Annotated in this window: 24 protein-coding genes; 23 read left to right on the plus strand and 1 reads right to left on the minus strand. The window is 63.4% G+C overall.

Going from position 1 to position 15,850, the window contains the following annotated elements:
- The first annotated feature begins 220 nt into the window (after positions 1–220).
- Positions 221–421 (plus strand): hypothetical protein, encoded by a 201-nt coding sequence (locus K244_RS0103160; RefSeq protein WP_020184795.1) that lies wholly within the window; start codon positions 221–223, stop codon positions 419–421.
- A gap of 36 nt (positions 422–457) precedes the next feature.
- Here K244_RS0103160 and K244_RS0103165 read toward each other — a convergent pair whose 3' ends face one another.
- Positions 458–1,324 (minus strand): S24 family peptidase, encoded by an 867-nt coding sequence (locus K244_RS0103165; RefSeq protein ID WP_245259729.1) that lies wholly within the window; start codon positions 1,322–1,324, stop codon positions 458–460.
- A 152-nt stretch (positions 1,325–1,476) separates the two neighbouring features.
- On the opposite strand from K244_RS0103165, the gene K244_RS23440 reads away from it, so the two are divergent.
- From K244_RS23440 to K244_RS0103285, 22 genes are all read left to right on the plus strand, one after another.
- Positions 1,477–1,845, plus strand: a complete 369-nt coding sequence (locus K244_RS23440; RefSeq protein WP_155931552.1) for a hypothetical protein — start codon at positions 1,477–1,479, stop codon at positions 1,843–1,845.
- Between the two features lie 85 nt (positions 1,846–1,930).
- Positions 1,931–2,110, plus strand: a complete 180-nt coding sequence (locus tag K244_RS0103175) for a hypothetical protein (RefSeq protein ID WP_020184798.1) — start codon at positions 1,931–1,933, stop codon at positions 2,108–2,110.
- 353 nt (positions 2,111–2,463) lie between these two features.
- Positions 2,464–2,829 (plus strand): hypothetical protein, encoded by a 366-nt coding sequence (locus K244_RS0103185; RefSeq protein WP_020184799.1) that lies wholly within the window; start codon positions 2,464–2,466, stop codon positions 2,827–2,829.
- Positions 2,830–3,038: 209 nt separating this feature from the next.
- Positions 3,039–3,548 (plus strand): HNH endonuclease signature motif containing protein, encoded by a 510-nt coding sequence (locus K244_RS22970; protein WP_020184800.1) that lies wholly within the window; start codon positions 3,039–3,041, stop codon positions 3,546–3,548.
- Complete coding sequence (locus K244_RS0103195) at positions 3,545–3,802, plus strand: DUF2312 domain-containing protein (RefSeq protein ID WP_346430344.1); 258 nt, start codon at positions 3,545–3,547, stop codon at positions 3,800–3,802. The genes K244_RS22970 and K244_RS0103195 overlap by 4 nt, the downstream gene beginning before the upstream one ends.
- Before the next feature lie 110 nt (positions 3,803–3,912).
- Positions 3,913–4,650: an ERF family protein gene (locus tag K244_RS0103200; RefSeq protein WP_036306117.1), complete on the plus strand. Its 738-nt coding sequence runs from the start codon at positions 3,913–3,915 to the stop codon at positions 4,648–4,650.
- Positions 4,650–5,279, plus strand: a complete 630-nt coding sequence (locus K244_RS0103205; protein WP_020184803.1) for a lambda exonuclease family protein — start codon at positions 4,650–4,652, stop codon at positions 5,277–5,279. The genes K244_RS0103200 and K244_RS0103205 overlap by 1 nt, the downstream gene beginning before the upstream one ends.
- A complete protein-coding gene (locus K244_RS0103210; RefSeq protein WP_020184804.1) occupies positions 5,279–5,788 on the plus strand; it encodes a hypothetical protein in 510 nt (169 codons plus the stop codon). The genes K244_RS0103205 and K244_RS0103210 overlap by 1 nt, the downstream gene beginning before the upstream one ends.
- Entirely contained in the window at positions 5,785–6,015 is a 231-nt protein-coding gene (locus tag K244_RS0103215; RefSeq protein WP_020184805.1) for a hypothetical protein, read from the plus strand. Before K244_RS0103210 ends, K244_RS0103215 begins: the two co-directional genes overlap by 4 nt.
- Positions 6,012–6,752 carry a Rha family transcriptional regulator gene (locus K244_RS22520; protein WP_020184806.1) on the plus strand — a complete coding sequence of 247 codons (741 nt, stop codon included), beginning with the start codon at positions 6,012–6,014 and terminating at the stop codon, positions 6,750–6,752. Before K244_RS0103215 ends, K244_RS22520 begins: the two co-directional genes overlap by 4 nt.
- Entirely contained in the window at positions 6,749–7,096 is a 348-nt protein-coding gene (locus K244_RS21400; protein WP_020184807.1) for an HNH endonuclease signature motif containing protein, read from the plus strand. The genes K244_RS22520 and K244_RS21400 overlap by 4 nt, the downstream gene beginning before the upstream one ends.
- Entirely contained in the window at positions 7,093–7,443 is a 351-nt protein-coding gene (locus K244_RS0103230; protein WP_020184808.1) for a DUF1064 domain-containing protein, read from the plus strand. The genes K244_RS21400 and K244_RS0103230 overlap by 4 nt, the downstream gene beginning before the upstream one ends.
- Positions 7,443–7,751: a hypothetical protein gene (locus K244_RS0103235; RefSeq protein ID WP_020184809.1), complete on the plus strand. Its 309-nt coding sequence runs from the start codon at positions 7,443–7,445 to the stop codon at positions 7,749–7,751. The genes K244_RS0103230 and K244_RS0103235 overlap by 1 nt, the downstream gene beginning before the upstream one ends.
- Before the next feature lie 3 nt (positions 7,752–7,754).
- Positions 7,755–8,612, plus strand: a complete 858-nt coding sequence (locus K244_RS22975) for a DUF1376 domain-containing protein (RefSeq protein WP_081761413.1) — start codon at positions 7,755–7,757, stop codon at positions 8,610–8,612.
- Positions 8,613–8,685: 73 nt separating this feature from the next.
- Positions 8,686–9,099, plus strand: a complete 414-nt coding sequence (locus tag K244_RS0103245) for a hypothetical protein (protein WP_081761414.1) — start codon at positions 8,686–8,688, stop codon at positions 9,097–9,099.
- A 58-nt stretch (positions 9,100–9,157) separates the two neighbouring features.
- Positions 9,158–9,451: a hypothetical protein gene (locus K244_RS23445; protein WP_155931554.1), complete on the plus strand. Its 294-nt coding sequence runs from the start codon at positions 9,158–9,160 to the stop codon at positions 9,449–9,451.
- Positions 9,452–9,638: 187 nt separating this feature from the next.
- Positions 9,639–9,899 carry a hypothetical protein gene (locus K244_RS23840; RefSeq protein WP_020184813.1) on the plus strand — a complete coding sequence of 87 codons (261 nt, stop codon included), beginning with the start codon at positions 9,639–9,641 and terminating at the stop codon, positions 9,897–9,899.
- Positions 9,900–10,354: 455 nt separating this feature from the next.
- Positions 10,355–10,591 (plus strand): hypothetical protein, encoded by a 237-nt coding sequence (locus tag K244_RS0103255; protein ID WP_020184814.1) that lies wholly within the window; start codon positions 10,355–10,357, stop codon positions 10,589–10,591.
- Complete coding sequence (locus K244_RS0103260; protein WP_020184815.1) at positions 10,588–11,226, plus strand: hypothetical protein; 639 nt, start codon at positions 10,588–10,590, stop codon at positions 11,224–11,226. The genes K244_RS0103255 and K244_RS0103260 overlap by 4 nt, the downstream gene beginning before the upstream one ends.
- Positions 11,227–11,844: 618 nt before the next feature.
- Complete coding sequence (locus K244_RS0103265) at positions 11,845–12,120, plus strand: hypothetical protein (protein ID WP_020184816.1); 276 nt, start codon at positions 11,845–11,847, stop codon at positions 12,118–12,120.
- A 1,550-nt stretch (positions 12,121–13,670) separates the two neighbouring features.
- A complete protein-coding gene (locus tag K244_RS0103280; RefSeq protein WP_036305440.1) occupies positions 13,671–14,138 on the plus strand; it encodes a phage terminase small subunit P27 family in 468 nt (155 codons plus the stop codon).
- A complete protein-coding gene (locus K244_RS0103285) occupies positions 14,128–15,837 on the plus strand; it encodes a terminase TerL endonuclease subunit (protein WP_020184819.1) in 1,710 nt (569 codons plus the stop codon). Before K244_RS0103280 ends, K244_RS0103285 begins: the two co-directional genes overlap by 11 nt.
- The last annotated feature ends 13 nt before the right edge of the window (positions 15,838–15,850 follow it).

The raw sequence follows: 15,850 nt of genomic DNA on the forward strand, positions 1-15,850 counted from the left end.
AACGAAAGCTTAACTTGGTTGCAGGCTGGAAAAGACTCGCCCACTATGTGGTTTGGCGCGCTGATTCGGCGCGTCAAACGAGAACGCCGCAGCTCTTGGGGAGCCGCGGCGCTGATAGAAACCGCCGGTGGGGCGGGTGCTGTGATCACAAAGCCGAACATGTTCTGCTTCGCGAGAAACGTCAACCGCTCTTTCGGCTCCTCGCCGAAAGGAGGGCCAGATGGCCCGCAAGAAGAAGGAACTGCATCCGCGCATTGTGGCGTGGATTAAGCTCGCCCGCTCAATGGGTTATGGCTATGTGCCGATCGCGGCGTACTTCGTGATCAACCAGGGCCGCATTGCCGACGTGATGAAGGGGCGCATGAGCCCTGAGGTCCCGCCCGCGGCTCACCTGCCGCCTGACTTCCCTGCGCTGGCCTGATCAAAACGAGGCTCGGCGGTCGCCGCCGGGCTTCACTTACCACGCCATCTCACTGCGGACGGCGCGAACGAGGCCCATAAGGCGCACCTCGCGCCCGTCGTCGGCGGCGTAGTCCCGCTTCACCTTGATCGGCTTGTGCTTGGGATTGGTGGAGCGCGGACAGAACCACGTTTCGTCGTCGTGCCACTCCACCTGCTTGACCGACCACTCTCGCAGGTGGCCGCCGTCGCGGGTCTGCTCCACGACCACGACCATTCCATTCTGGATCGGAACACGGCCGCCAAGGTCGTCGAAGTCGACGCAGATGACGCGGTCCCCCTCGAGGATCGGCCGCGGCTTAAGGTCGTTCATGCTGTCGCCGTCAACGTCCAGCGCGAAGAGCCGGGCTCGCGGGAACTTGGGATCGCGCGGCTCATAGATCGTGACGTGCTCGACCTCGACAAACTCGTTCGCCTCGCGGAAGGCGCCGGCCTCGACAACGCCGACCACGCGCACGGGGATTAGATCGCCCTCAAACAGCGTCAGTTCGGAGCCGGAAGAGGGGAGAGGCGCTGCTTCCCCTAAATAAGTGGCTATCGCGTCCAGCTCGCGAGCCTTGATCTCCCTCTGCCCTTTGAGCGCCCGATTAATCGCTGCCGGCGCTACGCCAAGGTGGCGAGCAAGGCCACTCTGGCTTTTGCCAGGCTTCTCAAGTCCCTGCCGTAGCCACTCGATTATGCCGTCGCTGGTCATGCGCGGATTACGCATACCCGAGAGCGAACGGTCGATTGAGAAAATCTCATAGGCGGCGCTTGCTTTTCTGTGCGAATTGCGCACAATCGGGAAATGCGATGTGAACCAGCCAAATCCCTGATTGAGAAGCTTGGCGGCCTGAGCGCCGTTTCGGACAGGCTCGGCTTGCATGTGTCCGCAGTCGTCCGCTGGAGGCTCCCGAAGCCCACAGGTACCGGCGGGCTCGTTCCGAGCAGGCATCACGCGTCTCTCATGGAGATGGGTGCAAAGCCGGAAGACTTCTTCGTGTCTTCGCCCGCCCCCGAGTTTGAGAGGGCGGCGTCATGAGCGAGTGCAAGGTTCCTGCGGCAGCGCTCAACTGGATCATCAACGGCGAAACCGGCATCTCGTCCACGGCGATTTGGGCGCACATGTGTGGCGTAACTTCCAATCGTACATGGGCCGACAACCCCGCTGACCCGGGGGACTTCAGCCGCTGCATGAAGCTTTTGGATGCTGTCCCGGAATGGCGGGATCGTCTTCCTGAGATGTCGGGACGGTCTCCCGCTTGGCGGGGGCTGGTTGCCCGATGGGCGGAGATCGAAAGCGTCTTCAAGGCTGAAGTCGCGGCCTCTCCGAACCCTGTGCATTGGTCCGCACCCGCGACCTATCACCTGATGAAGCTGGCAATGACTGAGGGAGCGGCAGCATGACCGCGCTCCCCCTCATCCTCTTCAGCGTCATCGTCGCCGCCATCCCCACCGCGTGCATGCACGGCGTCGCGAGCGGAGATCGCTCATGAGCACCCAGCCCTTCGATCGGTTCGCATGGTTTGCGACCGGGTGGTTCTTCGCTTGGGTCGCCCTGCTGTTGTTCGTGGTGTTCATCGTCAAAGATCCCACGACAGAGAAAGTCCAGCGCGGCTGGTTTGAGCATCAGGGAAAAGTCTACCGCGTAGTTCCCGCGGAGGTCCGCTGATGACCTCCGTCTGGCTCTGCAACCTCATGCTGTTCGCGACGATCGTCGTCGGCTTCGCGACCTCACGTCGGGGTACGTGATGGTTAGCGCCTCAGCCATTTCCCGTTTTGCTTGTTCCCCCGCTGCGGCCTCCCCGTCCGCAGCCACCTCCGGAGCGCGCTCGTCTGAGCGCCGCCGCCTTTCTTCCACGAGACGCTGCAGCATCACGTTCGCCAAAACCTTTGCCGCCGCGTCTCCCAAGCTCGTCCACGTAGTCCCTGTCACCTCCTGCATCGCAAAGCTCCCTTCTGCTGATCCCAAGATCAGCACAGGTCGTTTTGACGATGAGCAAAAACTGTTTGCGGAAAAAGCAAATGCCTGACGGAGCCAGCCTGGATCAGGCCGCGTCTTGGGCCGATGATCTTCTGCGGTGGGAAAGCCGCGGTCCCGGCGACACTGACAACGCCCTGCGCCGTCTCGCGCGCCGCTATGGCGTCGCCTACGCGACCTTGTGGGCGCTTCGCTATCGGCGCCCGAAAGATCTGTACCTGTCCGCCTACAACAAGCTGGCCGCCGCCTATCGGGCAGAGCGCCAGCGCCAGTTCGATCGGCTCGCCCATGACATCGAAATCACCAAGGCCATCGCCGGGCCTGACGGCGCTGCTGTGGCTGCGGCTGAGGCTGTGGTTCAGGCGGCTGGCCGCTCGGATCGGCAAACCGCGAACACCGGGGAGGCATGACCGATGAAGCGCACCAGTCTGTTCAAACTGTCGGATTCAGAGGTCATTGAGCGTCGGCGCGAGCAGAGGCGCCGATCCGCTGAAAAGCTTCGCGCAGAGCGGAGGGCCGCCCTTCCGAATTTTGCCCCGTCCATCCCCTCAGTCACCCGTTTCGTGGACGGCTATGCGGTGTCTGTCGCACGCGTCTCGATCCTTGATGGAGCGAGGGCATGAGCACGCCCAAGCTGATCACAATTGATCGTGTTCGACATGTCTTCTCTTATGACGGAGCTACCGGGATCCTGTCCTGGCGTATCTCGACGACTAATCGAGTAAGAGCCGGCGAGGCTGTAGGGAGCCTCAATCGTTACGGCTACTTGGCCACGACGATCGACGGGAACAGGCAGATGGTCCACCGACTAATCTGGGCTTTCGTTTACGGAAAGTGGCCTGATGAATTTTTGGACCACATCAACGGTGATAGGTCCGACAACCGCCTGTGCAACTTGCGCGAAGCTAGTGCTCTGCAGAATGCGTGGAACTGCCGCCGTCATGCTGACAGCGTGACTGGCGTGAAGGGCATAAACTTCCACAAGGGTCGCAAAAAACCATTCCAGGCTCGGATCTACAGAAGCGGCACTGTCAAAAGCCTTGGTTATTTCTCGACCATTGACGAAGCCGATGCGGCCTATCGCGCCGCCGATCGACTGTTGTCTGGCGAATTTGCGAGGGCAGCATGATGACCGACCCTAGCCCGGATGCTGTTGCGAAAGAGCAGTTGTCCTCATTCGTCGGGCGCATTGAGCGTGTGAACGAACAGCGCGATGCGACTGCTAACGATCTGAAGGAAATCTATGCGGAAGCCCGCAGCAATGGCTTCGACGTGAAGGTCCTCAAGCGGGTGATCTCGATCCGCCGCATGAACCCCGACGATCGCGCCGAGATGGACGCGCTCCTCGACCTCTACCTGTCCGCTCTGGGGATGCAGTCCTAGCGATAGGACCTCACGCGTGCGGGTGCACGACGACTGCGCTGCGAGCAGGTGGCCCCGGCTCGCGATTGGGGCGCTCACCGGGGCCGTGTTCAGCAAGAACGGGTGTGAAGATGGCCCAGGCCAACGAAATCAGCAAGATCGAGCCGCAGCGGTCCACAGAGGTCGCTACGACGAGCGAGAGCGCCGCGATCCTCTCCATCATCGAGCGCGCCGCATCAAACCCGGCGGTCGATATCGACAAGATGGAGCGGCTGCTGGAGATGCAGCGTCAGGTTCGCGCCGACAACGCGAAGCGCGCTTTCTCCGCCGGCCTCGCGGAGATGCAGCCTGATCTCCCGCGCATCGCCGAGCGCGGTAAGGGCCACAACGACAAGCGCTATGCCCTTTGGGAGGACGTGAACGAGAAAATCCGTCCGGTCCTCGCTCGCCATGGCTTCGCCCTCACGTTTCGCACTGGACAGGGCGATGGGAAGATCAGCGTCACGGCCGTCCTGACGCACCGCGAGGGGCATTCGGAGGAGACGACGATGTTTCTGCCGTCCGATGCGTCGGGCAGCAAGAACCCGGTTCAGGCGGTCGGCTCCTCGACCTCCTATGGCAAGCGCTACACCGCGCTGGCGCTGCTCAACATCACGACCGGCGGCGAAGACGACGACGGCAAGGCTGCGGGCGTCGGGGATCTAATCTCCGATGAGCAGCTTGAGGATCTGCGCGCCCTGGTGGCGAAGACGGACGCTGACGTTCGCCGCTTCTGCAGCGCCTACCGCATCGACGCCCTCCCCAACCTGCCGGCGGCGAAGTTCGACGACGCCATGGCGAAGCTCCGTCAGAAGGAGGCACGCAAGTGATGCGGATCATCGATTGCGAGCAGGGCAGCCCGGAGTGGTTCGCCGCGCGCGCCGGAATGCCGACCGCGTCCGAGTTCTCGACCGTCATGGCGAAGGGCAAGGAGGGCGGCGCGAGCAAGATGCGTCGCACCTACATGCTGAAGCTGGCCGGCGAGATCCTGACCGGCGACCCGATGGAGGGCTTCTCCAACTCGCACACCGATCGTGGGCACGAGATGGAGCCCGAAGCGCGCGACCTCTACTCCTTCGTGGCGGACGTCGAGCCGGAGCGCGTCGGCTTCATCGTCAACGGGGCGAAGGGAGCAAGCCCGGACAGCCTGATAGGCGACGTCGGCGCCCTGGAGATCAAGACCAAGCTCCCGCACCTGCTGATCGATGTGCTGCTCCGCGACGAGTTCCCGGCGGACCACAAGGCGCAGTGCCAGGGCGTGCTTTGGGTCGCTGAGCGCGAGTGGATCGACATCGCGGTCTACTGGCCGAGGCTCCCGCTGTTCGTGAAGCGGGCCTACCGCGATGAGCCCTACATCAAGGCCATGTCGGACGCGGTCGACGCCTTCAACGACGAGCTTCATGAGCTTGTCGAGAAGGTCCGCCGCTACGGCGGCGCCGGCCTCAGCGAGGCCGCCTGATGTCGACGCCGCCCCCGATCCACTGCGTCTGGGATGGCGAGGCGTTCGCGCCGGCGCCGCGTTTCGCCAAGCTTTGCGACGAGCACTTCGTCATCGGCGAGAGCTACCCGCTCGAGGTCCACGAGGAACGGTCGACCAAGACGCACAATCACGAGTTTGGCTGGCTGCGCGAGGCGTGGCTTAGCCTGCCCGAGAACATCGCCGCCGACTTCCCCACGCCGGAACACCTCCGCAAGCGGGCGCTGATCGAGGCCAACTTCTACGACGAGCAGATCGTCGACGCCGGCACCCAAGCTGCCGCGCTGCGCGTGTGCTCGGCATTCCGGGCTCGCGAAGAGTTCGCCTACGTCGTCACCCGCGGCCCCATCGTGGTCATCCGCACGGCGAAGAGCCAATCCCGCCGCGTGATGGACAAGGCCGAGTTTCAGGCCAGCAAGACCGCGATCATGGAAGTGGTCGCCGGCATGCTGGGCGTGACGCCTGAGCAGGTGGGGAGGGCCGCAGCATGACCCGCACCGAAGCCGTCGCCCTCCACCGCCGCGACAACCCCACAGCCTACGCCCCGCTTGGCGAAGGCGGCCTCATCATCGCCGGCCGCATGTGGCGAGACGGGAAGCGCTCAGACGAAATCGCAGACCGTCTGCACCGCCACGAGAGCGTCGTCGCGAACCAACTCGACGAGATCAAGGCGTCTGCGCGCGAGTGGGCTCTGCCTGTTGCGGAGGCCGCGGAATGAGCAATCCGCTGAACAACGAATGCGTCACCGTGGCGGTCAAGGAGATCGAGGCCGCAGGCCGCCTGCCGAAGGTCGAGTTCCGCGGCAAGCATCTCGCAGTGGTCTGGGAACAGGCCGGGTCGCTCAAGACCTACATCGTGCCTTCAAGCCCTTCAGACCGCCGCGCCTGGCTGAACTGCCGCGCTGACGTTCGCCGCATTCTCCGTCCGGTAGAAGACAAGGGCGCCGCCATCGCGTTCATGCCGAACCTGACGGCGAAGAATGGTGAGGTGGTCGCCAGCAGCAAGGATGTGGCGTCGGCATTCGAGAAGCGGCACGACCACGTGCTCCGAGACATTGATAACCTATTGAAAAATATGGACTCCCCAGAATGCGCCATGGGCATGTTCTGGCCTGCGATGGAGGCTGACGGTTCCGGGATCGCACGCCGCGTCTACCATATCTCTCGCGATGGCTTCGCTCTCATCGCCATGGGCTTTACCGGGTCCAAGGCGCTGCGCTTCAAGCTCGCGTACATCCAAGCCTTCAACGCCATGGAGGGCGCTATCGCCAAAGAGCGAGAGCGCCAAGCGGTTACTTCGGCGGCTGGCGAGGTCAGGCGTCTAGAGGCGGATCTTGTCGCGTTGACGGATCTTGTTCTCGAACAGGGCACCGCGCAGTCGCGCCCAGCGCGCCGTCCGCCGTTCATCCGCCCGTCTGTCCTCAGGCGGCAGCGAATGGAGGCTCGTAGGGCATGAAGCGCCGCAAGCTCTCCACCGCACAGCGAGTGCAGCTCTTCCTTGACCACAAGCGCACCTGCCACGTCTGTCTCGGACAGATCGACGGCGCCCGTGAGGCTTGGGAGGTCGAGCACATCATCCCGCTCGCTATGGGCGGCGACGACGAACTCTCGAACATGGCTCCCGTCCACAAGAAGGGCTGCCACGAGCAGAAGACCCGCACCGAGGATGTCCCGGCCATAGCCCGCGCGAAGCGGCGCGAAGCCCGGCACCTCGGGGTGAAGAAGCCTTCGGACCGCTGGGCCTATGGGCGGAACAGCGACAAGAAGGCGAAGATCGGCGGGGGGTGGGAATACCGATGACCCCTCAGCACAGAATGCTGGCGCTTGGTCGCCTAAAAGCCGGGGTGCTCAACAAGACCGAACAGGCCTACGCCGATCACCTGCGGCGGCTCCAGATCGCCGGCGACGTCGCATGGTTTAAGTTCGAGGGCGTCAAGCTGCGCCTGGCGGACAGCACCTTCTACACGCCCGACTTCACCGTCATGGCGTCGGACGGGGCGATGGAGATGCACGAGGTCAAGGGCTTCTGGACCGACGACGCTCGCGTGAAGATCAAGGTCGCCGCTGACCTCTACCCCTTCAAGTTCATCGCCGCGCAGGCCCTGCCCAAGAAGCAGGGCGGCGGTTGGCGCGTGGAGGCGTTCTGATGTCGCTCGTTCACCAAATCGAGCCTCTGGCGCTCGCCGGCATGCGCCCAAAGGACATTGCCGTTCGTCTCGGTGCGAGCCAGGACTATGTCCGCGCGGCCATGTCGCGGATGCGGAAACGCGGGGTGCCCATCCCGAAATTTGAAGGTGGCAATCTTTCTCGCACGTTCGACGACCGCGGGTGGGCGACACTACGCGCCCACGCCGAGCGGCGTGACCTTAGCGTCCGAGCCCTAATCAAGAAGACCGTTCTGAAGCTCGTGGAAGATGATCTGTTCGACGCCGTCCTTGACGACGGGGAGGGCTGACGCATGAGCGCGCCGTTTTTACCCCTCTACGTCGGCGACTATCTCCGCGATACGCGCGGGCTCACCGCCGAACAGCATGGCGCGTACCTCCTGCTCCTCATGAGCATGTGGTCCGCGGGCGGACGGCTCCCAAACGATGATCGGAAGCTTGCGAGGTTCGCCAGCTGCACGCCTTCGCGATGGGCGAAGATCCGCGGCGACGTGCTGTCCTTTTTTGAGGTCCACGAGGCCGAGATCGGTCACGTCCGGCTGGGGTCTGAACTCGAAAAGGCTCAAGAAAAGTCGATCAAACGCGCCGAAGCTGGGAGCAAGGGCGGCCAGGCTAAGGCGTTGAAAGATAAGGTATTGGGTGTGGCAAATGCTATGCCTGAGCCATGCCATTCTTCAGAACCAGAACCAGAGAAGAAGAGAACACCAACTGACGTTGGTGTTGAGCGCGCAAGAGCGCCGAAGCCAAAAACTGGCCGGGCATCTCGTCTAGCCCCTGATTGGCGCCCCAGCCCGGAGACCTGGTCGAAGCTCAAGGAGGCGCATCGCGCCTCGGACGGCGAGCTTGAGCGAGAGTTGGTCAAGGCTCGCAACTGGTCTGCCTCGGCCGCGAACGGGGCCAAGGTCAACCACGAGGCTTTCTTCGCGAACTGGTGCCTGACCGCAGAGGAGGGCGGCAAGTTCGGCCGCGCTCCGCCGGGCGGCCCGCCGAACATTCTCGACGTCGACCCCCGCACCGGAGACTTGCTCGATGCCCGCCAACCTTCCCGCCAAGATCGATCTTATCCCGGCAATCGACCGAGCAGCCCCCGAGACTTCGACCCGGTCTTGGCCGGCGTGGCTTCAGCGTTCGGTCGTCGCGCTCACGGGTGAGGACTGGAACCGGCCGGTCCTGCCGGCTGGCTTCGGGCTCACCACACCGCAGCGGGCCGAGGTTGAGCGCCATGTGTCCGACCTCGAGAAGTTCGCCAAGGCTGGGCCGCCAGACCGCACCGGGGCGCTCGTGATGAGCCTGCTGTCCAGCTTCCCCAGGCAGGCGACGAACGCCGATGCCGGGGATGCCAAGGGCGAGGGGTACGCCATCGCTCTGGACGATCTGCCGTCATGGGCCGTGAGGCGTGCGGTGGGCTTCTGGCTCCGCAGCGAGCATGGCGCCGGGCGCGAGAACTACGCCTTCGCGCCGAGCCCCCCGGAGCTGCGGCGGCTGGCGCTGATCGCTGCGGCGCCCGTTCGCGGAGACCTGATGCGGCTGCGTCGACTGCTCTCCGCAGAGGTCGAAAGGGACATCACGGACAAGGAGCGCGCTGCGAACCTTGAGCGCCTGCAGGGCATCGTGAAGCACAAGGAGTTGGCTCAGTGACCGGCGCGATCGTCTACGCCGCTGCGGCGGTGATCAGCATCCGGGAGAGGGCTTCGTGATGACGGACATAGTCGATCCGCAATCGGTGCTGGACCTCGCCAATGAACTTCACGGTCAGGCGTTCACCGTAATCGCTGGCAGTCCCGCTGAGCGGGCAATGCGACGCGCATCTAGCATGCTGCGCAGATGCTCCGGTGAACTCAATCGGCTGGAGAACCAAGCCAAGGCTTTGCGCTCTTCGCTCGCTGCCATCGCCAACGGCTCAACAGACGCGAACGCTCGCGAGGTCGCTCGCTCGGCTGCTGGCATTCGCAGGCCGACCGATGATCTTCAGCGCCGGGTCGGGTCATGAACGCCGCCCTCACCCTCGTCATCACGCTCTGCACGCCCGGCGATTTGTCCGCATGCATGCGTGTCTCGATCCCAGGCTTCACGCTGCCAGGGGCTTGCGCTCTCGCTGCGGTGCAGGCTGGGGCCGAGCTGATCGCGGATCATCCGGGATACAGGGTCGCGCAGGCGAAGTGCGGGAGGGCGAGGCTATGAGCGCTCCGACGTTCCATCCCACGCGAAATCCGTTCTACCCGCAGCGGTGGTTCGCATGGCGGCCCGTGCGGCTGATTACGGGCAGGCTCGCATGGCTTCGCACAGTAGAGACGGCCTGCATAACGCCGCAGCGGTATTACCTGACCGCGAAGTTTCAGGCATGGGCCTACTGGCGGCCAACCGACGAGATCGCCTGCTCTGAGGCCATGCAGATTGCACAACTTGAGCCTGTTGAGCACGAGGGAGATTGGCTGTGAGCCGACACCGCTCAACGGGCTCGTATGGCCATAGCATCGAGCGAGTCCTCGCTGACTGCTACCGGGTCAGGTGGGTTGTCGATCGCTACTACCCCGACAGCCGGCTTCGTCATCCTCGTCGTTGTTCGCGGGATACGGATCATGCTGGAGCGGAGCGGTTCGCCAAGCGCTGGAACCTTCCTATGCCACAGGAGGCCACGCCCCATGGCTGACGTCGTCCATCTCGCCACGAGCCGAGAGAGTCCGGCTGTCCGAGCGTGCGGGACGTGCCGTTATCAGCGCCGAGTGGGTTTTAGCGATCGGATGTGCGGCGCCGTCGAAAACCAGTGCTGCACGGTGCGCATGTACCAAGCCAGCGGCTGCGGCCCAGCCGGCCTGCTCTGGGAGCCCCGTCCTCCCCGCCGCTCCTTCGCCCGCTGGATTTGGGACACGATGTTTTCCATGGGGGCAGGGCGATGAACGAGTGGCGCGACATCGATACGGCACCGCGTGACAGGCACATCTTCGTCTATGCGCCGGGTGCTGAGTTCGACCTGCCGGATATCGTCTCGCTCTGCCGCTGGCACCCAGACGCGGGCTTCTGCGTCGACGAGCTTCGTTACCCGACGCTCTGGGCCGAGATCGACTACCCCGCACCGCCCGCCACCCCCTCCGCCCACTCTGTCGCCAAGCAGGAAGCTGAGCCCCGATGAGCATCGCACAGAAGCGCCGCGCCAAGATCGCCTCCCGTGGCCGCAACCGGATGCAGGGGCCGCGAGAGCCAAACGGCCGCATCGATCGCAAGTGGCTAGCCGAGCAGCGCACTGAGAACGAGAAGATGGAAAGCCAGAGGGCCATCCAGCGGGCCACAGAGGCTCGCCAGCGGGTTTTCGGCCTGAGCGCGTCCCATGCCGCCCAAGCCGAGGCATCGACCGTTCTGGGCCGCCTGTGGCTCGCTTACGACGCGTCCAAGGACTACGCCATGGGCATCGACCGCGATCAATACGACGCGGCCATGCGCTACCAGACGATCCGCAACTGCTACCAGCGCGCCAAGGGCATCGCACCGGACTACACCGAGCCCCGGCCGGAAGAGGGCGGCGGCGGTGACGAGGTGTCCTACGAGGATTGGGCTGTCGCGGCTGCTGCTCGCTATGACGGCATGGTGGAGGTGGTCGATGCCCTCTGCGTTTCACACCGGACCCCCGCGCCGAAGGAAGCTCTCCGCCTAATCGTGCTCGCGGATCAGGACATTCCCGAGCTAGTGGGCTCGCTTCGGCTAGTGCTCAACGCCCTCGCAAAGCACTTCTCAGGGCAGAAGGCGATGAGGCCCGAGATGGCGGCTTGACACGGGGGCGCAAATCTGACTCAGTGATGTCACCCTCTTAAATCTCCGATTTGCGCCCGCACCGGTTTGCCGAGGCGGGTTTAGGGATTCCAGCGGCAGGCGGAGCAGGACGCGCAGGCTTCATCGCCCATCACCCGAACGGTGGCCACGCTAAGGGCGCGCTGGATGTCAATCGGGCTGCCACCATCACCCCGATTGGATGCCTGCAACCGGCCCGGCCTTGGCGACTGGAACTCGCTTCGGTCAGGTCGGTTGTTCCCCGCCTCAGGGACACAGTGAGGCTCAGCCGCCGGCGGCGAACCAAGGCCGGAGCTTAGCACAAGCGGCTGACGAAGACCTGGTAGGCAGCCGGCCCGCAAGGGCGCTGAGTAGGGCGACAATTCAGTTCGACGGGAGGCCTCTTCGGAGGCGGAGGCCCAACAGCCTGCTGGGGATCGTTGGGGACGTGCCGGAAGCTCGGGAGAGCGGTCAGCCCTATCGCGCAAGCGCATCAGGGGACACGGGGTAACACGGTCGGTGGAAGCTCTCTCGTTGATCCATCAGCCGTCCGGGAGCGATCTCGGGCGGCTTTTTCATTTCAACCACGCTGGCCTCTGCGGAGGCGGAAAGGCGAACGCCATGACTGACCAGACCGAAACCCTCGTCGAGTTTAAGATCCGCCCCATCGTCCGCTATGCGGTGACGAAGTACGAGTACACCTCGAACGGTGGGACTGGAAAATCTTCTCAACTCGGCGTCTACGACAACTTCGACACCTCGTATGAGGTTGGCGTTGCGCTGGCGAGGGGCGAGCAGCAGCGCCTTGGCGTCGAACCGTTCAGCATGGCTGTGGTGTTCCCATCCGATGTTCAGCCGGTCGTGGATGCCGCGAGACGGGTCGCCGGTCAGGCCTGACCGTCCATGCCCATGAACAACCCGCGCTGCAGGACGGCATACAGCCTCACCGGAGGCCGCCGCTACCGGCGCACATGGCTAGGGCGCATGGTGCTTCAGCTTGAAGAGGGCTGCTACTCAGGTTTTGCTCCGAACCCGAACGAATGGGGCACGTGGTCAGATCGGCCTCACAACACGTTCCGTTGGAGAGACGCCACTTACGCCGACTTACAGCCTGTAGAGCGGGCCACTGCCGGCTGATGCCGACCCGCCCGCCTCTTCATCGCCCTCTCGCATCCCGCTCCAAGAGAGAACGAGACAAGGCGCACGACGCAAGGCGCACCGCTGAGCAGCCATGGCGCAAGTGGTACTGGACGGCTCGCTGGCGGAAAATCGCCAAGGCGCATCTCGCCTCCAGCCCATTGTGTGTCGAGTGTCAGAAGTCAGGACGGGTTACCGCCGCGAGCGTCTGCGACCATGTGGTTCCGCACCGCGGCGACGAAACGCTGTTTTGGCAAGGGCAGAGACAAAGCCTCTGTGCATCGTGCCACAATGGGGCGAAGAAACGCCAAGAAGCTCAAGGCTTGATGCCGGGAGTCGATAGCCTCTAGAATCGGGCGGCCCGACGCAGTGCTGGACACACTGAGCCGGGCCTAACCAACCGAGTGCTGGAGGCACCTAGATGGCTAACTGCGAACCTATTTCGCCAGCGCCTTTACGTAAATGCGACATCACCCGCCGCGAAAATTCGATCAAGAGAAGGCTTAGGGTTTGCGAGAGTTGCGGCGCTGAATTTGTCGAAGGAAAACTAAGCGCTGAGCAGCGGGCAAAGGGGCACAAGGCCAGGTTCTGCAGCAACGCGTGCAGAGCGTCCTCCTCCCGTCTTTATGCCTCGGCCAAAGAGGCTAAGCGGGCCGAACGTTTAAGGCACAGAGACCGATTGGGACTGCCCCCAGCTTGGCAGCCGACCGAAGCAGCATGCATCGCATGTGCCGGACTTTTCATAGCGAGATCCGCTAACGCCAAAAGGTGTGAGCCCTGCAGGCCAGGCTATCCTAGGGCCAAGCTTACGAAGCCTTGCGGCGCCTGCGGCGAGCTCATTACTGGCAATGCCGCAAAGAAGTTCTGCAGCAAGTGCGTTCGTAGGCGCAGCGCTGCCCTATTCGTCAAGGCACATGGGGCAACAAAGAAGCATCGGCACAGAGCGCGGCGCTTCAAGGTCGAATACCAGCCTATAAGCCCGGCCAAGCTGTTTGACCGGGATAGCTGGCGTTGTCAGATATGCGGGATCAAAACGCCTAAGCGTCTCCGGGGAACTCTAGAGCCCAATGCTCCGGAGATTGACCACCGCATCCCTATGGCCCTAGGCGGCCCTCACACTTGGGCCAACGTGCAGTGTGCATGCCGCGCCTGCAACATGGTTAAGGGCGCTAGACTAGCTCTAGGCCAGCTCACGCTGTTCCCCGAGCCAATGTGAACCCCATGGGGGGGCGGTCTCAAAATCGGACGCGACTAGGGCGTGCACCGTAGGGGTAGTCATTTTCTCACACTGTCAAAACCGAGATCGTTTTATGGCCCGTCCTCGCAAGCCTTCGCACCTGAAGGTCGTTTCGGGCACGGCTCGGAAAGATCGCGACAACCCGAACGAGCCGACTGCACCGATGGGTGCGCCCGACGCGCCGATCTGGCTCTCGGATCGGGGCGCTGAGATCTTCGCCGGCCTCTGCGCTACGATCCACGGCATGGGGTACCTGTCGACGGCTGACCAAGCGGTTCTGGCGATGGCCGCGAGCCGGCTGGAAGAGGTCGAGATCGCGACGGCTCGAGTGGAAGACGAGGGCCGGACCTACGAGACGCACAATGCCCAAGGTGAGCGGATGATCCGCCCCAACCCGATGGTGGCGCAGCGTTCGGAGGCCATGCGGCATGCGCACGCGCTGTTGTCCGAGCTTGGGCTGACGCCTGCAGCTCGGTCGAAGGTCTCGGCGGGCAAGAAGACAGACGATAACCCGTTCAAGGCGCTGATGGGTGCCGGATAGAAACTATGCCGCGGTCGCAGAGCGATACGCGCAGGAGGTTGTCAGCGGGAAGATTGCGGCGTGCCGATGGGTGTGCCTTGCCTGCCAGCGGCATCTCGACGACCTGAAGGCGTCGAAGCGCAAGGACTATCCCTATCGGTTCGACGCCGAGGCGGCCCGTAAGGTCTGCGCCTTCATCGAATTGTTGCCGCATGTGAAGGGGAAGTGGGCGTCGAAGCGCGAGCTTTTGGCCCTGGCTCCGTGGCAGGTGTTCAAGACAGCCGTTCTGTTCGGGTGGTTGAAGAAGGCGGACGGCAATCGTCGCTTCCGCCGCGCGGTCATTCTCGAGCCTAGGAAGAACGGCAAGTCGGCGTGGGCCGCCGGCGTCGGGCTCTACATGTTCGCTCTCGATGGAGAGCACGGTTCGGAGGTCTATTCCGGCGCCACGAGTGAGAAACAGGCTTGGGAGGTCTTCAGACCTGCGAAGTCGATGGCGGCTAAGACCCCTGCGCTGCTGAGCGCATGCGGCATCACCGTCAACGCGTCAAACCTGCATATGCTGGGGAACGAGAGCCGGTTTGAGCCGATGATTGGCAAGCCGGGCGATGGCTCGTCGCCGCACTGCGCGATCATCGACGAGTACCACGAGCACGAGACGGACGACATGGTTTCGACCATGGAGACCGGCATGGGCGCCCGTGAGCAAGCGCTGCTTCTGATCATTACGACCGCGGGCACGAATGTCGCCGGTCCTTGCTACCAGGCTGTCGTCGAAGCGCGGCGGATGCTGGAGGGGATCACCGACGATCCCGAAACCTTCTCACTGATGTACGGGATCGATCCTCCGCGGGGGAAGCCAGAGGATCCGGACTATTTCGCCGGCGATGACTGGACCAAGCCGGAGACGCTGAAGAAGGCCAACCCGAACTTTGACGTGTCGGTGCGTGGCGAGTTCCTGCTGTCGCAGCAGCGCGACGCGATCAACAACGCCCGCAAGGCGTCCGCTTTCCGCACGAAGCACCTGAACGAATGGGTGTTCGCGAAAGAAGCCTACTTCAACATCGCGAAGTGGATGGCGTCCGCTGAGGACGGCCTTCGCATGGAGGACTTCGCCGGTCAGCCCTGCACAGTGGGGCTCGATCTCGCGAGCAAGGTCGACATCGCCGCGGCGGTGTTCCTGTTCCGCAGGCCTCAGGGCGGGTTCGCAGCTTTCGGCAAGTTCTACCTGCCTGAGAAGACGATCGAGCTAGAGGCGACGGGCAATTACGTCACATGGGAGCGCGCCGGTCGCCTGATCAAGACCGAAGGCGACATGATCGACCACGAGAAGATCCTCGAGGACATCGTGGCGGCGTCCAAAGTCTACACGATCGACAGCATTGGGTATGATCCAGCGCAAGCGACCATGCTCATCACTGCGATGATGAAAGAGAACCTGCCGGTTGTTGAGTTCCGACATACGGTTATGACGATGTCGGAGCCGATGAAAGAGGTCGAGGCCCTTATACGGTCTCAGAAGATCGCCCACGACGGCGACCCGTGCTTCGCCTGGCAGATCGGCAACGTCGTCACGAAACGCGACGACCCCAAAGACAACGTCTATCCGCGCAAAGAGCGTGCAGAGAACAAGATCGACGGCGCTGTGGCGCTGATCATGGCGATGGGTCGCCAACTGGTCGGAGCAGACCAGCCCATCGACGTCATGGCGATGATCGCCTAGCCGAAAGGCATTC

Source organism: Methylopila sp. 73B (genome assembly GCF_000526315.1).
GTDB lineage: Bacteria > Pseudomonadota > Alphaproteobacteria > Rhizobiales > Methylopilaceae > Methylopila.

Excerpts from the sequence above, each read along its gene's own strand:
- K244_RS0103230 (WP_020184808.1), top strand. The coding sequence starts at position 7,093 with ATGACCCCTCAGCACAGAATGCTGGCGCTTGGTCGCCTAAAAGCCGGG.
- K244_RS22970 (WP_020184800.1), top strand. The coding sequence starts at position 3,039 with ATGAGCACGCCCAAGCTGATCACAATTGATCGTGTTCGACATGTCTTC.
- K244_RS23840 (WP_020184813.1), top strand. The coding sequence starts at position 9,639 with ATGAGCGCTCCGACGTTCCATCCCACGCGAAATCCGTTCTACCCGCAG.
- K244_RS0103265 (WP_020184816.1), top strand. The coding sequence starts at position 11,845 with ATGACTGACCAGACCGAAACCCTCGTCGAGTTTAAGATCCGCCCCATC.
- K244_RS0103210 (WP_020184804.1), top strand. The coding sequence starts at position 5,279 with ATGTCGACGCCGCCCCCGATCCACTGCGTCTGGGATGGCGAGGCGTTC.
- K244_RS0103260 (WP_020184815.1), top strand. The coding sequence starts at position 10,588 with ATGAGCATCGCACAGAAGCGCCGCGCCAAGATCGCCTCCCGTGGCCGC.
- K244_RS0103205 (WP_020184803.1), top strand. The coding sequence starts at position 4,650 with ATGCGGATCATCGATTGCGAGCAGGGCAGCCCGGAGTGGTTCGCCGCG.
- K244_RS0103165 (WP_245259729.1), bottom strand. The coding sequence starts at position 1,324 with ATGCAAGCCGAGCCTGTCCGAAACGGCGCTCAGGCCGCCAAGCTTCTC.
- K244_RS0103235 (WP_020184809.1), top strand. The coding sequence starts at position 7,443 with ATGTCGCTCGTTCACCAAATCGAGCCTCTGGCGCTCGCCGGCATGCGC.
- K244_RS0103195 (WP_346430344.1), top strand. The coding sequence starts at position 3,545 with ATGATGACCGACCCTAGCCCGGATGCTGTTGCGAAAGAGCAGTTGTCC.
- K244_RS22520 (WP_020184806.1), top strand. The coding sequence starts at position 6,012 with ATGAGCAATCCGCTGAACAACGAATGCGTCACCGTGGCGGTCAAGGAG.
- K244_RS23445 (WP_155931554.1), top strand. The coding sequence starts at position 9,158 with ATGACGGACATAGTCGATCCGCAATCGGTGCTGGACCTCGCCAATGAA.
- K244_RS0103200 (WP_036306117.1), top strand. The coding sequence starts at position 3,913 with ATGGCCCAGGCCAACGAAATCAGCAAGATCGAGCCGCAGCGGTCCACA.
- K244_RS21400 (WP_020184807.1), top strand. The coding sequence starts at position 6,749 with ATGAAGCGCCGCAAGCTCTCCACCGCACAGCGAGTGCAGCTCTTCCTT.
- K244_RS0103160 (WP_020184795.1), top strand. The coding sequence starts at position 221 with ATGGCCCGCAAGAAGAAGGAACTGCATCCGCGCATTGTGGCGTGGATT.
- K244_RS0103175 (WP_020184798.1), top strand. The coding sequence starts at position 1,931 with ATGAGCACCCAGCCCTTCGATCGGTTCGCATGGTTTGCGACCGGGTGG.
- K244_RS0103215 (WP_020184805.1), top strand. The coding sequence starts at position 5,785 with ATGACCCGCACCGAAGCCGTCGCCCTCCACCGCCGCGACAACCCCACA.
- K244_RS0103280 (WP_036305440.1), top strand. The coding sequence starts at position 13,671 with ATGGCCCGTCCTCGCAAGCCTTCGCACCTGAAGGTCGTTTCGGGCACG.
- K244_RS22975 (WP_081761413.1), top strand. The coding sequence starts at position 7,755 with ATGAGCGCGCCGTTTTTACCCCTCTACGTCGGCGACTATCTCCGCGAT.
- K244_RS0103255 (WP_020184814.1), top strand. The coding sequence starts at position 10,355 with ATGAACGAGTGGCGCGACATCGATACGGCACCGCGTGACAGGCACATC.
- K244_RS0103185 (WP_020184799.1), top strand. The coding sequence starts at position 2,464 with ATGCCTGACGGAGCCAGCCTGGATCAGGCCGCGTCTTGGGCCGATGAT.
- K244_RS23440 (WP_155931552.1), top strand. The coding sequence starts at position 1,477 with ATGAGCGAGTGCAAGGTTCCTGCGGCAGCGCTCAACTGGATCATCAAC.